Source organism: Modestobacter sp. KNN46-3, from assembly GCF_011039295.1.
Genome location: NZ_JAAKGN010000001.1, coordinates 24,347 through 37,546 on the forward strand (window position 1 = coordinate 24,347; position 13,200 = coordinate 37,546).

13 protein-coding genes are annotated in these 13,200 nt (G+C 76.0%); 3 read left to right on the forward strand and 10 right to left on the reverse strand.

Translation table 11 applies throughout. From position 1 onward, the window contains the following. The first annotated feature begins 142 nt into the window (after nucleotides 1–142). Nucleotides 143–1,906: a DUF2207 domain-containing protein gene (locus G5C62_RS00125; RefSeq protein ID WP_164699655.1), complete on the forward strand. Its 1,764-nt coding sequence runs from the start codon at nucleotides 143–145 to the stop codon at nucleotides 1,904–1,906. Nucleotides 1,907–1,913: 7 nt separating this feature from the next. Here G5C62_RS00125 and G5C62_RS00130 read toward each other — a convergent pair whose 3' ends face one another. The 8 genes from G5C62_RS00130 to G5C62_RS00165 all read right to left on the reverse strand — a co-directional run bounded on the left by G5C62_RS00130 (nucleotide 1,914) and on the right by G5C62_RS00165 (nucleotide 9,504). Then, the gene (locus tag G5C62_RS00130) at nucleotides 1,914–2,591 is read right to left on the reverse strand and encodes a M23 family metallopeptidase (protein WP_164699656.1); all 678 of its coding nucleotides are present in this window, start codon (nucleotides 2,589–2,591) and stop codon (nucleotides 1,914–1,916) included. After that, nucleotides 2,591–3,445, reverse strand: a complete 855-nt coding sequence (locus G5C62_RS00135) for an ABC transporter permease subunit (protein ID WP_036340953.1) — start codon at nucleotides 3,443–3,445, stop codon at nucleotides 2,591–2,593. The genes G5C62_RS00130 and G5C62_RS00135 overlap by 1 nt, the downstream gene beginning before the upstream one ends. After that, the gene (locus G5C62_RS00140) at nucleotides 3,442–4,434 is read right to left on the reverse strand and encodes an ABC transporter ATP-binding protein (RefSeq protein WP_164699657.1); all 993 of its coding nucleotides are present in this window, start codon (nucleotides 4,432–4,434) and stop codon (nucleotides 3,442–3,444) included. Before G5C62_RS00140 ends, G5C62_RS00135 begins: the two co-directional genes overlap by 4 nt. A 2-nt stretch (nucleotides 4,435–4,436) precedes the next feature. After that, entirely contained in the window at nucleotides 4,437–5,516 is a 1,080-nt protein-coding gene (locus tag G5C62_RS00145) for a hypothetical protein (protein ID WP_164699658.1), read from the reverse strand. Then, nucleotides 5,500–6,030 (reverse strand): sigma-70 family RNA polymerase sigma factor, encoded by a 531-nt coding sequence (locus G5C62_RS00150; protein WP_241175636.1) that lies wholly within the window; start codon nucleotides 6,028–6,030, stop codon nucleotides 5,500–5,502. Before G5C62_RS00150 ends, G5C62_RS00145 begins: the two co-directional genes overlap by 17 nt. A gap of 150 nt (nucleotides 6,031–6,180) precedes the next feature. Continuing rightward, nucleotides 6,181–7,533 carry a cytochrome P450 gene (locus tag G5C62_RS00155; RefSeq protein ID WP_164699659.1) on the reverse strand — a complete coding sequence of 451 codons (1,353 nt, stop codon included), beginning with the start codon at nucleotides 7,531–7,533 and terminating at the stop codon, nucleotides 6,181–6,183. After that, nucleotides 7,530–8,288: an alpha/beta fold hydrolase gene (locus G5C62_RS00160; protein WP_164699660.1), complete on the reverse strand. Its 759-nt coding sequence runs from the start codon at nucleotides 8,286–8,288 to the stop codon at nucleotides 7,530–7,532. The genes G5C62_RS00155 and G5C62_RS00160 overlap by 4 nt, the downstream gene beginning before the upstream one ends. Before the next feature lie 43 nt (nucleotides 8,289–8,331). Next, complete coding sequence (locus G5C62_RS00165) at nucleotides 8,332–9,504, reverse strand: MFS transporter (protein WP_164699661.1); 1,173 nt, start codon at nucleotides 9,502–9,504, stop codon at nucleotides 8,332–8,334. 67 nt (nucleotides 9,505–9,571) lie between these two features. Here G5C62_RS00165 and G5C62_RS00170 point away from each other — a divergent pair, with 67 nt between their 5' ends. After that, nucleotides 9,572–10,696 (forward strand): NAD(P)/FAD-dependent oxidoreductase, encoded by a 1,125-nt coding sequence (locus tag G5C62_RS00170; RefSeq protein WP_164699662.1) that lies wholly within the window; start codon nucleotides 9,572–9,574, stop codon nucleotides 10,694–10,696. A gap of 19 nt (nucleotides 10,697–10,715) precedes the next feature. Here the strand turns inward: G5C62_RS00170 and G5C62_RS00175 are convergent, their stop codons facing one another. After that, nucleotides 10,716–11,423, reverse strand: a complete 708-nt coding sequence (locus G5C62_RS00175) for a bifunctional 2-polyprenyl-6-hydroxyphenol methylase/3-demethylubiquinol 3-O-methyltransferase UbiG (protein ID WP_164699663.1) — start codon at nucleotides 11,421–11,423, stop codon at nucleotides 10,716–10,718. Nucleotides 11,424–11,522: 99 nt separating this feature from the next. Here G5C62_RS00175 and G5C62_RS00180 point away from each other — a divergent pair, with 99 nt between their 5' ends. Next, entirely contained in the window at nucleotides 11,523–12,047 is a 525-nt protein-coding gene (locus tag G5C62_RS00180; protein WP_164699664.1) for a DNA-directed RNA polymerase subunit alpha C-terminal domain-containing protein, read from the forward strand. A 26-nt stretch (nucleotides 12,048–12,073) separates the two neighbouring features. Here the strand turns inward: G5C62_RS00180 and adhP are convergent, their stop codons facing one another. Continuing rightward, nucleotides 12,074–13,084 carry an alcohol dehydrogenase AdhP gene (gene adhP, locus G5C62_RS00185; protein WP_164699665.1) on the reverse strand — a complete coding sequence of 337 codons (1,011 nt, stop codon included), beginning with the start codon at nucleotides 13,082–13,084 and terminating at the stop codon, nucleotides 12,074–12,076. Nucleotides 13,085–13,200 lie beyond the last annotated feature (116 nt).

The following is a 13,200-nucleotide window of genomic DNA, read 5'->3' on the forward strand; positions in this document are numbered from 1 at the left end:
GCGTACCCGGCCATGCCAGCACGGGGTGCCGACAGTTCTCCGGCGAGCGCGCGGCCGCGCCTCGTGCCCGGACACCTCGGGCGTCGGGGAGACTCCGCACGCCCTCACCTGGGCACGGCGGTCGAGACGAGGACGGTGCGACATGAGTGCGGACGGACGGCGGGCGGCGGTGGCCGGGCTGGTCTTCCCGGCCCTGCTGCTGGCGGGGTGCACGGACGACGGCCAGGCCGAGGCCATCCGCTCCTACGAGGTCGACCTGGTGGCCGACGCCGACGGCTCACTTGAGGTCGAGGAGACGATCGCCTACGACTTCGCTGACTCCGAGCGGCACGGCATCGAGCGGCTGATCCCCGAGCGGGCGCCCTTCGAGCAGACCCGCGACCGGCTCTACCCGATCAGCGACGTCGTCGTGGAGAGCCCCACGGGTGCGCCCGCGGACACCGAGGTCACCAGCGAGGACGGCGTCCTGACCGTCCGGGTGGGGGACGAGGACACCGAGGTCACCGGCGAGCACACCTACGTGCTCCGCTACCGGGTCGAGGGGGTCGCCGACCCGGGGGACGACGGCGACCGGGTGGCCTGGAACGCGGTCGGGACCGGCTGGGAGGTGCCGATCGAGCAGGTGGACGTCCGGCTGACCGGCCCGGCGGGCGCGGCGCCGGTCTCGGGGGACTGCGTGGTCGGCACGGACGACGCCCTGACCGCCTGCCCCATGGACGTCGAGGCCGTCGGTGCGGTGCGCGCGGAGGCCGGCGGGCTCGACCCGGGGGAGGGCGTGACGGTGAGCGCCACCTACCCGGCGGGCACCTTCGCCGGCGCGGAGCCGGTGCTCGAGGAGACGTTCAGCCCGGCGCAGGCCTTCCGCCTCACCCCGGCGACCGCGGGGCTGGCCGTCGGAGGGCTGCTGCTCCTCGTCGTCCCGCCGCTGCTGCGGGCCCGGCGGAGCCGCCCGGCCGGATCCGGGCCGCGGGCCCCGCAGCTCACCCCGCCACACGACGCCCGGCCGGCCCAGCTGGGCACCGTGCTCGACGGCCGCGCCCAGCGGCACGAGGTCCTCGCCACCCTGCTGGACCTGGCCGTCCGCGGCCAGCTGCGGATCGAGGAGGTCGCCGTCGATCCTGCCGACGACGAGCCGGACGCCGACGTCCCCCCGGACTGGCGGCTGGTCCGCACGCCGGCCGACCAGCGGGGGCTGCGCCTCTACGAGCAGCTGCTCCTTGACGACGTCTTCGCCGACGGCGAGGTCGTCCTCCTGTCGGACCTGCAGTCACGGTTCCCGGCCATCGCGGCCCGGGCCTGCGCGGCGGTGTACCGGGACGTGGTGGAGCTGGGCTGGTTCCGCGCCGACCCCGCCGCGGTCCGGCGTCGCTGGTACGCCCTCGGTGCCGGGGTGCTCGTGGCCGGCGTCGTCCTGACCGTCGTCCTGGCCGTCACCAGCACGTGGGCGCTGGCCGGCACCGGCGTCGTCCTCGCCGGGCTGGTCCTGCTGGGGCTGGCCGGGCGGATGCCCCAGCGCACCCCGGAGGGCGCCCAGGTGCACGAGCGGGCGGCCGCGTTCCGCGACCAGCTCGCCACCTCCGACGGGCCGTGGTCCGCCGACGCGGACCAGCTGGCCGACCTCGCCGGTGCGGCGCGCACCGACCTCCGGGTCCGGTACCTGCCGCACGCGGTGGCCCTCGGGGTGGCGGAGGAGTGGACCACCGCGGTGCAGGCGGCCCGCCCCGGTGCCACCCCGTCCTGGTACGTGCCCGCGCACGGTGCCGGACACGTCGGCGTGTGGCCGGCGCTGCTGGCGTTCTCGGCCCCGGACAACCCGGCGCTCTCCCCGCCGGCGAGCGCCGGCAGCGGGACCGGCTCGACCTACGTGGGCGGCGCGGCCGGGGGAGGGGGCGGCGGCAGCTGGTGAGGCGGCGTCACACCGGCTCGACGACCGCGCCCTCCGCGGGGACGCCCAGCGGGACGACGACCGGCGGGCCCCCGTCACGGGGCCAGGACCGGTGGCCGCGGAAGGCCAGCGGCAGCCCGCGGGCGGTGAACGGGTCGGCGGAGTCCATCGCCTGGACGTGCACGTGCGGCTGGGTGGAGTTCCCCGAGTTGCCGCACTCGGCCAGCGGCTGGCCGGCCGTCACCAGGTCGCCGGGGCGCGCCCGCAGCGACCCCTCGCGCAGGTGGGCCAGCACGACGTGGGCGCCCCCGGGTTCGAGCTCGAGCACCACGTGGTTGCCGGCCAGGGCGCCGGCGCCGCCGCGGGCCCGGCTCGCCTGGGTGAGGGCGTAGGGCACCCGGGCGGCCTGCGAGCGGCGCGCCACGCCGTCCGGCTCGCCGTCGTGCACCGACACCACCCGCCCGGCCGCCGGGGCCAGCACCGGCTGCCCGAAGCCGACGAACCGGTCCACCGGCTCGGTGCCCAGCAGCGACCGCCAGTCCCGGGTGGTCGCCGTCCGGCGTCCCCGCACGGCGGTGAAGTCGATGGCGTACGTGGTGGCGAACAGGTGCGTGCCGTGGCTCGGCACCCGCCGCGCCGGGCTGTTCTCCACCCGCCAGGTGCCCCGGAACGGCAACTGGAGCACGACCGCGCCGGGGTCGGCCATCAGAGGTCGCGGCGGACGAAGGACATCGCGGCCAGCGCCCACACCATCGCCACCCACAGCACCGCCCAGCCCAGGTAGGTGAGGGTCAGCGGCGCCGTGCTGAGGAACGGGAAGGCCCCGGCGCCCTCGTCGGCCCCGCCGAACTGGACGATCGCCGACGGGTCCTGGAAGGCGTTCATCGCCCCGCGCCAAAGCCCGTCGGTGGGCAGCAGCACCCGCGACACGCTCCCGACCCGACCGACGGCGTCGTTGCCCAGGGCCTCGCCGATCGCGCCCACCACCCCGGCCACCCAGGTCGTGCAGAACAGGCCGACCGCCACCACACCCGAGGCCATCGGCGAGATGACGGTCGCGAGCAGCACCGTGAGGGTCAGCAGCACCACGGTCTGGGCGGCGAGCAGGGCCAGCGCGGTCGCCGGCGCCGGCGGCCAGTAGTCGACGGTCACCCGGACGACGACGATCTGGGCCAGCCCGGCCAGGGCGACGAAGCCGCTGCCGAACGCGACCAGCCCCAGCCACTTGCCCAGCAGGAACGCCGAGCGACGGATCGGCCGGGCGAGCATGGACAGCGCGATGCCGGACTCGGTCTCCCCGGACAGCGTCGGGCCGGCCAGGAAGGCGGTGCCCAGCGCGGCGACCAGGCTGTAGCCGAACATCACCAGGTTCAGCAGGATGGACGCGGTCAGCCGGGCCTCACCGCTGGTCAGCGACTCGGCCGCCAGCCGGGAGAAGCCCCAGCTGCTCAGCCCGAGCAGCCCGACGGTCAGCGCGACGAGCGCGAGCAGCACCCGCCGGCGGGAGGCCTCGCGCAGGGTGAGCGCGGCGATGGTCAGCACCGTCCGGGCCGTGCTCACGACGGGCCCGCCGCACGGCTCGCGGCGCCGTCCCGCAGGATGCCGAGCAGCCGCTCCTCCAGGCTGATCCGCACCGGCTCCACCGCGTGCACCAGCGCCCCGAGGGAGACCAGGTCACGCACCAGGTCGGGCACCGCCGTCCCGTCGTCGTCGGCGGACAGCGCGACGGTGGACCACTCGCCCTCCCGGTCGACCCGGCCGAGGGCGGCGAGCCGCTGCTGCGCGGCGGGGGAAAGGTCGGTCAGGTGCAGCCGCACCTCCCGCTGGCCGAGCAGCTCGGCAAGCGTGCCGGAGGCGGCGACCCGGCCGCGGTCCAGGACGACGACCCGGTCGCAGACCCGCTCGACCTCACCGATCAGGTGCGAGTTGAGCAGCACCGCGACCCCACGGGACCGCAGCTCGAGCACGATGTCGCGCACGTCGGCGCGGCCCAGCGGGTCCAGGGCGCTGGTCGGCTCGTCCAGCACCACGAACTCCGGCCGGCCGACCAGCGCGACCGCCAGCCCCAGCCGCTGCTGCATGCCCTTGGAGAACCCGCCCACCCGGTCGTCGCCCCGGCCGCACAGCCCGACGAGCGCCAGGCAGTCGCGCTGCTCGGCGGCGGGCACCCCGGCGCCGGAGAGCCGGGCGTGCAGCGCCAGCACCTCGGCCGCGGTCAGCCAGGGCTGGTAGCGGAAGAGCTCGGGCAGGTAGCCGACCCGGGCGCGGGCGGCCGGGTCGGCGGAGCGCTGCCCGAGCAGCATCGCCTCGCCGGCGTCCGGGCGGACCAGGCCGAGCAGCATCTTGATCACGGTGGTCTTGCCGGCGCCGTTGGGCCCGAGCAGCCCGACGATCTCGCCCCGGCCCACCTGCAGCGACACGTCCTCGACGGCCAGGTGCCTGCGGTACTGCTTGCGCAGCCCGGTGCCCCAGGCCGCCGGTGCCGGGGGCAGGCCGGCCACCAGGTCGGCGGCGGCCTGCACCCCGGCACCACTGTCCACGGTGCTCATGCTCAGCGCAGGTCCCGCGCCACGGACAGCAGCTCCTCGGTGTCCAGCGAACCGGCCACCGCGGTCACCACGCCGTCGGAGACCCAGACCACGGCCGCCATCGCGCCGTCGTTGCCGGTCAGCACCGTGGCCTCCTCGCCGTCGACCTCCGCCGTCGAGCTGGTGGCCAGCTCGGCGGGCACGGGCAGCGGGAGGGTCGAGCCGTCGCCGGTGAAGCTCCGCAGCTGCGCCGCGACGTCGTCGGGCAGGCCGGGCAGCGACAGCAGGTGGTCGCGGACCGTCTCGAACGGGATGCCGGAGGAGTACGCCGACGGGGCGACGGCGCGGCCCACGACGAGAGCGGGGAGCCCGGACTCGGAGGACCAGACCTGGGCGACGCCCGGCCCGGCGACCAGCCGCACCGAGCTGCCGTCCAGGCCGGGCGGCGGCGGGGGCAGCACCTCGCCGGCCGCGGCGGCGGCCTGCGCGGCGCGGTCGGCCGAGTAGGTGAAGGTGGCGCTGAGCTGGCCGCCCACCGAGATCGTCGGCTCGCCGGCGACGCCGCGGGGCAGATCGGCCACCTCGGGCACGTCCAGCTCGGACTCCTCCGCGGCGGTGGCCGCGTCGGGGACCTCGTGCACGTCCGGGTCGCCGGTGAGCTCGACGTCGCCGTAGGCGCTCAGGTCCGGCAGCGCGACCAGGTCGTCGGTGGTGAGGCTCAGCGGGGCGATCTCCTCGGTGCGGAAGACCTGCAGCCAGTCGTTGGCGGCCGCCGTCCCGGCACCGGCCAGGACGACGCCGACCGCGAGCACCGCGGCGGCCGGCCGGCGCAGGAACCCGCGCGACCGGCTCGGCCGGACGCGCTCCGGCCGGGCGGCCGGCGCGGCGGCGGGCAGGGCCGCGGTGAGCCGCCGCCAGCCGGCGTCGACGTCGGGGCTGCCCTCGGTCGCCAGCGCGGCGCCGACGAGGTCGGCGTCCCGGCGGGTGGCGGCCAGCGCCGCCAGGCACTGCGGGCACCCGGCGACGTGCGCCCGGTCGGGGTCGGGGACGCCGGCCGGCTCGTCGAGCAGGCGGCGCAGCGTGCCTTCAGTCGGATGACGCATGACGGGTCAGCTCCTTGCGCAGTGCGGATTCGGCGCGTCGGACGGTGGTGCCGACGCTGCCGGGGGACATGTCGAGTGCCGCGGCGACCTCGGCGTAGCTGAGGCCGCTGTGCCGGAGCACGAGGACCACGGCCTGCTTGCGGGGCAGCCCGCCGAGCGCGGCCCGGACGCGGCTGCGGTCCTCGCGGGTGAGCACCGCCTCGGCGACGTCGGGGGTGGTGACGTCGCCGAGGCGGTGCACGGTCTCCTCCCGGGACGCGCGGCGCCGCCCGGAACGGATCAGGTTGAGCGCGGTGTGGACGGCGGCGACGGACAACCAGCCGGGCGCCTCGGCGGCCGGCACGGTGGACCGGCCGAAGGCCAGGAAGACCTCCTGGGCGACGTCCTCGGCCTCGTCCCGGGAGCCGAGCACCCGGGCGGCCACGGCCACGACCTGCGGGTAGTCGCGCCGGAACACCTCGCCGAGGTCGGACCGCACGGCACCGGACACGGCACCCGTCACGGCACCCGCCACCGTCCTGTCCTCCCTCTCGACCCGATCCGCTGTGCGCCCCGGCATCGGCAGCCGTACCGCCGCCGGGGCTCCGTGCCGAACGAGGTCCATGCCCCTACAGCACCGCCGCGAGCGCAGATGTGACACCCGGTCGCCGCGAGTCTGCCCGGCTCAGGCGGCGACCCAGCGGATCGGCAGCCGCTTCACCCCGCGCTGGAAGCTCGACCGCAGCAGCGCCGGCGGCCCGTCGAGCTCCAGCACGCTGGTGCGCCGCAGCAGCTCGGCGAACAGCGCGCGCATCTGCACCCGGGCCAGCTGGGCGCCCAGGCAGAAGTGCGGCCCGTGACCGAAGGACAGCTGCGGGTTGGGCGCCCGGCGGACGTCGAAGCGCTCCGGCTCGGCGAACACCCGCTCGTCCCGGTTGGCCGAGGTGAAGGAGACGACCACCTTGTCCCCGGCCCGCACCCGGGCGTCACCGATGGTCACGTCGCGGGTCGCGGTCCGGCGGAACACCATCACCGGCGTCCACCAGCGCAGCATCTCCTCGACCGCTCCGGGCAGCAGCCCCGGGTCGGCGCGCAGCTGGGCCATCGCCTCGGGGTGGGAGAGCAGCGCGATCAGCCCGCCGGGCAGCCCGTTGCGCAGCGTCTCGTTGCCGGCCACCGCGAACAGCCAGAACATTTTCTCGAACTCGGCGTCGCTGACCGGCGGGTCGTCCCCGTCGGTCTGGGCCAGCAGGATCGACATGACGTCCCGACCGGGCGTGCGGCGCTTCTCCTCGGCGAGCAGCCGCGCGTAGGCGTAGAGGTCCGGCATGCCGGCGCGGGTGCGCGGGTCGGGCAGCCGCCCGTCGGCGTCGGGCACCGGGCGCAGCGCCACCGCCTGCCGGGCCATGGCCGTGCCGGTGCTGGCGTCGAACGCCGCCGAGGAGGCGTAGTCGGGGTCCTGCCAGCCGATCACCCGGTTCGACCAGTCGAACATCAGCCGGCGGTCCTCGGCCGGGACCCCGAGCACGTCGGCGAGGGTGACCAGCGGCAGGTCGGCGGCGACGTCCTTGGCGAAGTCGCAGCGGCCCTCGCTGGCACCGGCGACCATGCCCTCGCTGGCACCGGCGACCATGCCATCGTCGGCACCGTCGACCATCCGGTCGACCAGTGCGGCCGCGGTGGCCTCGATCGAGGCGGTGAGCGCGGCCACCGCGCGCGGGGTGAACGACCGGGTCAGCAGGCGGCGCAGCCGGGAGTGGTCCGGCGGGTCCATGTTGAGCATCATCCGGCGGACCCAGGGCAGGTCTCCGGCGTCCTGGACCTGGGTGGCCCCGAGCCAGGAGGAGAAGGTGGCGGGGTCCTTGAGCACCCGCTCGACCTCGGCGTGCCGGAGGACCAGCCAGCAGCCGGGACCGGCCGGCTCGTCGACCCAGGCGACCGGGCCCGCCGCGCGCAGCCGGGCCAGCTCCGCCAGCGGTGGGCCCGTCTCGTAGGTGGCCGGGTCCAGGAGGGGGGCGGTCTCCTGCGGCGCGGTCACAGGTCGTCCAGGAAGCGCTCCACGGTGGTCAGCAGCGCCACGGGCGTCTCGAACATCGCGTAGTGGCCGGCGTTGGTCAGCACCTCCAGGGAGGCGTTGGGGTACTGCTGCAGGAAGGTCTGCTCCATCACCGCGGCGCTGAGCGCCGGGTCGTGCTCGCCCACCACGACCCGGACCGGCACCGGGTCGCCCTGCACCTCGGCGGAGAAGTCGGTGCCCGCCCAGGCGTCCAGGTACGCGCCGAAGGCGGCGGGGTCGGACTGGTCGAAGGAGATCTGCACCATGCGGTCGAGCCAGGTGCGGCTCAGCCGGCCGCCGGTGGTGAGGTCGAGGATCGCGTACCGGTTGCCCCGGTCGCCCGCGGCGCCGCGGAAGAGCTGCTCGGCCTGCTCGTCGAAGGGGACGCCGGTGGAGGGGACCGGGCTCACCCCGATCAGGCCGGTGACCCGGCCGCCGGCGTCGACGAGCACCCGCTGCATCGCACTGCCGCCCATCGAGTGCCCCAGGACGGTGAACGACGACCACCCCTGCGCGTCGACGGCGGCCAGGGCGTCGGCGGAGATCTCGGCCAGCGTGTGCTCGCCGTCCTCCGCGCGGCGCGCGCCGTACCCGCGGTAGTCGAGGAACAGGACGCTGTACCGCTCCTCGTCGATCAGGTCGGCGAACGGCCCCCACCCGGTCGCCGAGCCGAACCAGCCGTGCAGTGCCAGGACCTTCCGGGGGCCGGTGCCGACCACGAGCGGTGCGTTCGCCATCCCGGGAGTGTCGTGGGCCACACGGTGGGGAGGCAAGGGCCCCTCAGCCCCGGCGCCGGAGCTCCAGCCACAGCCAGCCGGCCAGCGCTACCGGGACGGCGAGGAAGGCGGTCATCGCCGGCACCGTGCCGAAGGTCGAGCCCAGCCAGGCCAGCAGCAGCGGGGTGCCGAACCCGGCGTAGGCGAACGCGTAGAAGGCGCTGTTCATGGCGCCCCGGGCCTGCGGAGGCGCCAGCCGGGCAGTGAGGGTCAGCCCCGCGGTGAGGCAGAGCCCACCCGCACCGCCGAGCAGCGCCGCCGAGGGGAGCAGCAGCGCCTCGGAACCGGTGACGATCGCCGCGACGCCGAGGGCGTGCCCGACCGCGGCGAGCACCATCCCCAGCGGTGCCGCACCCCGTGCCGCGCGCCGGCCGAGCCGGGCGGCGACCGCACTGGCGCCCAGCGCCAGCCCCGCGACCAGCCCGGCGTAGGCGACGCCCACCCCGTCGGGGACCACCAGCAGCGGCAGCAGCGTCGCTGCGATCGTCGGGAACGCGAACACCCCGACGGCGGTGGGTGCCAGCGCCGCCCAGAAGGGGCGGCGGGCCTCCGGGGGCAGGCCCAGCGTCATCAGCTTGCCGCCGTGGCGGGCCTGCACGGTCTCCGGCACGGTGGCCAGCGCACCCAGCCCGACGACCAGGACGGCGACGTGCACCAGGTACGGCAGCGTGGTCGGGGCCGGGCCGTACTGGGCGAGCAGCCCGCTCATCGCCGGTGCGACGGCGAAGCCCAGCGACGTGGACACCGCGCCCCGGGTGGCCGCCGACTGCTGACCGTCCGGGCCGGCCAGCTCCTGCAGCCAGGCGTTGGCCACGGAGAAGACCACCCCGGAGACGACGCCCTGCAGCAGCCGCCCGGCGTAGAGCAGCGGCAGGTGGTCGACGGCAGGCAGGAAGAGCAGGGAGACCAGGCCGGCCAGCACGGCGAACGGCAGGACCAGGGCCCGCCGGCCGAACCGGTCCGAGGCGGGCCCGGACAGGGTCAGCGCGGCGATCAGGCCGATCGCGTAGCAGCCGAAGACGGCGGTGACGTCGGCGTCGGAGAGGTCCAGCGTGCGCCGGTAGACCAGCAGCAGCGGCGTGGGGATGTTGGTGCCCAGGGCGACGGTGAACAGCCCGAAGGTGAGCGCGTCGAGCTTCCGCCGCGCAGGGTCCCGCTGGAGCGTGGCCGCCGGCATCCCCGGGACGCTACCGGGAGGCGGCGAGTCGATTGACTTTCGATAGCTGAGGATCGAGGATCGATCCATGGAGCCCGAGGAGTGCGCGGACGTGCTGGTCGTCGGCGCCGGGCTGGCCGGGCTGCACGCCGCCACCCTGCTCGCCCGGCGCGGCCACGACGTGCTGCTGGCCGAACGTCGTCCCGGCCTCAGCGGCGCGATCCGGACGACCGGGATCTTCGTCCGCAAGACCCTCGACGACTTCCCGCTGCCGCCCGACTGCCTCGGGCCACCGATCCGGCGGGTGGTGCTCCACCCGCCGTCACTGCGCCGCCCGGTGACGCTGGACAGCGGCCGCGACGAGTACCGGGTGGGCGACATGGGCGGGCTGTACCGGGCCGCCGCCCGCGCCGCGACCGACGCCGGCGTGCGGCTGGCGCTCGGCACGCGGTACTCCGGTCGGACAGCGGACCACTCGCTGCTGACCGGCCCGGACGGCCCGGTCCGGGTGCGCGCCCGGTTCGTGGTCGGTGCCGACGGAGCCCGCTCCCGGGTCGCGCGGGACCTGGGCCTGGACCGCAACCGGCACCTGCTGGTCGGCGCGGAGGAGGTCTTCGCCGTGCCCGGCAGCGCGGGGCCGCCTGCCTTCCACTGCGTGCTCGACCCCTCCCTGGCGCCCGGATACCTGGCCTGGGTGGTCAACGACGGGCAGCACGCCCACGTGGGGGTGGCCGGCTACGCCGACCGCTTCCCCGACGGCCTCCGCCGGGCCGTGCAGCGGTTCGGCGCCCGCGCCCCCGGCCTGTCCGGGGTGTCGCGGCCGGACGACGTCGAACTGCGCGGGGGCCCGATCCCGGTCGGCGGACTGCTGCGCCGGATCGGCTGCACCGACGGGCTGCTCGTGGGGGACGCCGCGGGCGCGGTCTCCCCGCTCACCGCCGGCGGCCTCGACCCCTGCCTGCGACTGTCCGAGCACGCCGCCGACGTGCTGGACGAGGCCCTGCGGACCGGGCGGCCCGAGGCGCTCGACCGGTACGACGGCGCGGCGCTGCGCAGCAGCTTCCGCGGGCGGCTGCTGCTGCGCCGGGGGCTGGCCCAGGTGCGCACGCCGGCCATGGCGACCGCGGCCTTCACCGCGCTGCGCACCCCGCTGGGGCAGGCGGCAGCGCGGCGCATCCTCTTCGGCGACCGGTCCTTCCCCGCGCCCGGCTGACCTGCCCGGCTCCAGGTGCTCAGACCGCGACGGCGCTGACGAACACGCAGATCCCCTCGCCGTCCGCGGCGTGTGCCCGCAGCCCGACGAGCCGGAGCAGCCGGAGCTCCACCCGGTGGACCAGACGGCGCAGGCCGGAGTAGTCCATCGAGCCGGCGGTCCGGACCTCCAGCTGGTCGAACCCGGCCTGTCGGACGTGTTCGGTCAGCATCCAGTCGGGGAGCAGCGTGATGTGCCCGGGCTGGTAGTAGTGCCCCGGTCCGAAGAACACGGGGGCGCCCCGCAGCACCGTCTTCAGCAGCGAGTGCGGGTGGGTGACGTTCGGGGTGCTGACCAGCAGCCGGTCCCCGACCCGCAGCATCGACCGGATCGACCGGAGCACCTGCCGCGGGTTCTCCACGTGCTCCAGCGTCTCGACGCAGACGACGATGTCGAAGGGGCCCCGGGTCTCCTCGGTCAGCTCCGGGTGGTCCAGGTCCAGCCGGGTGATCCAGTCGTGCGGCGGTTCTAGGTCGGTCGGCACCACGTCGAAGCCGGCATCCTTCAGCCGCATCGCCAGCGCACCGCAACCGGCCCCGACCTCCAGCACCCGGCCGCCCTGCGGGAGCGCGGCCTGCACCAGGGTCACCGCGTACTCGTGGACACCTGGTGCGGCGTGCACGGAGTGGCCGGCGTAGGACCGGTCGCTCGCTGTCCGCTGGATGGTCTTGCGCTCGACCCCGGTCACGCGGTCAGGGTGGCAGGAGTCGGCCCGGACGGCGATCCGACGTCGTCGGCGGGCCGGGGCGCGCGTCCAGGTGGCGCCCGGCGGCGTTACGTTGGCCCCATGTCGAACAGGACGCCGAGCGGTGTGCCCGGAGCGACCCTCCGCGAGCTGGGCCTGCCGCCGCGGACGGTGACCGTGCTGAACCGCGCGGGGGTCGACAGCGTGGCCGAGCTCGCGGCGCTCACCCGGGCCGAGCTGGCCGGGATCGCCGGCCTGGGCCCGGGGTCGCTCGCCGCGATCCGCGCCGTGGTGCCCGAGCCGACCACCGGCTCCGCGGGAGCCACGGAGCCGGAGCCGGTCGAGGAGGAGTCGCCGGATGCCCCGGCGATCCCGTCGTTCGACTCGCTCCGGGACCCGCGGCGGCGCACCGCGTTCGACGTGCTCGCCCCCGCGCCACCGCCGGCTGCACCCGCAGCCGAGCCCGCGCCTGCCCCCCGGCATGCACCGGTGGGGCATGCGCCTCCGGCGGAGTACCGCGACCTGCTGCGGTGGGGTGCACACCTGGCGATCGCTGCGGTGGGTGTCCCGCTGCGGGTGGCCCGGTGGTCGGTCCGGACGTCGCTGCGCCGGCTGCTCGGCGACTGAGCGGCACCCGACGCGGCCCGCGGCGGTCAGAACTGGAACACGATGCGGGCGGGGACGTGTCCGGCGAGCACGTCGGCCATCGCCTCGTTGACGTCGTCGAGCTTGCGGTCGACCGTGATCACCTTCGTGCGGCCGGCGGCGTGCAGGGCGAAGACGTCGGTGAGGTCGTTGCGGGTGCCGACGATCGAGCCGATCACGGACTTGCCGGACAGCACGGTGTCGAAGATCGGCAGCTGCATCGTGCCGTCGGCGGGCAGGGCCACGCAGACCAGCCGGCCGCCGCGGCGCAGCGACCGGTAGGCCTGGTCGAACGACGCCGGTGAGGCGGCGAGTGCCACCGCGACGTCGGCGCCGCCGAGGGCCTGGATCGCGGCGACCGGGTCGGTGGTGGCCGCGTTGACCACCTCGTCGGCGCCGAGCTCGCGGGCCATCTGGAGCTTGTCGTCCTGGACGTCGACGGCGACGACGAAGCCGCCGGCGATGCGGGCGTACTGCAGGGCCAGGTGCCCGAGCCCGCCGATGCCGAACACGGCCACGGTCTCGGCCGGGGCCACGCCGGCCACCTTGATCGCCTTGTAGGTGGTGACCCCGGCGCAGCTCAGCGGGGCGGCGTCGGAGCTGGAGACGCCCTCGGGGACCGGGGTGGCGAAGTCGGCGGCGACGACGGCGTACTCGGCCAGGGCCCCGTCGACGGAGTAGCCGGAGTTCTGCTGGGACTCGCACAGGGTCTCCCAGCCGCCGATGCAGTGCCGGCACTGCCCGCAGGCGGAGCCCAGCCAGGCGATCGCCACCCGGTCACCGACCGCCCGTGCGGTCACGCCCTCGCCGAGCTCCTCGACGACGCCGATGCCCTCGTGCCCGGGGACGAACGGGGGAGTCGGCTTGACCGGCCAGTCGCCGCGCGCGGCGTGGATGTCGGTGTGGCACAGGCCGCTGGCCTCCATCCGGACCAGCACCTGACCTGGCCCCGGCTGGGGGACGGGCACGTCCCGGACCTGGAGGGGGGCACCGAGCTCGGTGACGACGGCGGCCTTCATGGTGATCTCCGTTTCGACGACGGGGGTGTCGGCGTCGACGATCTCGGTGCTGGGCGCGGGCCGGCAGGGGCCAACGTCCCAGGCGGGCAGGACGAGGGCCCCCTGTGCCGGGTGCC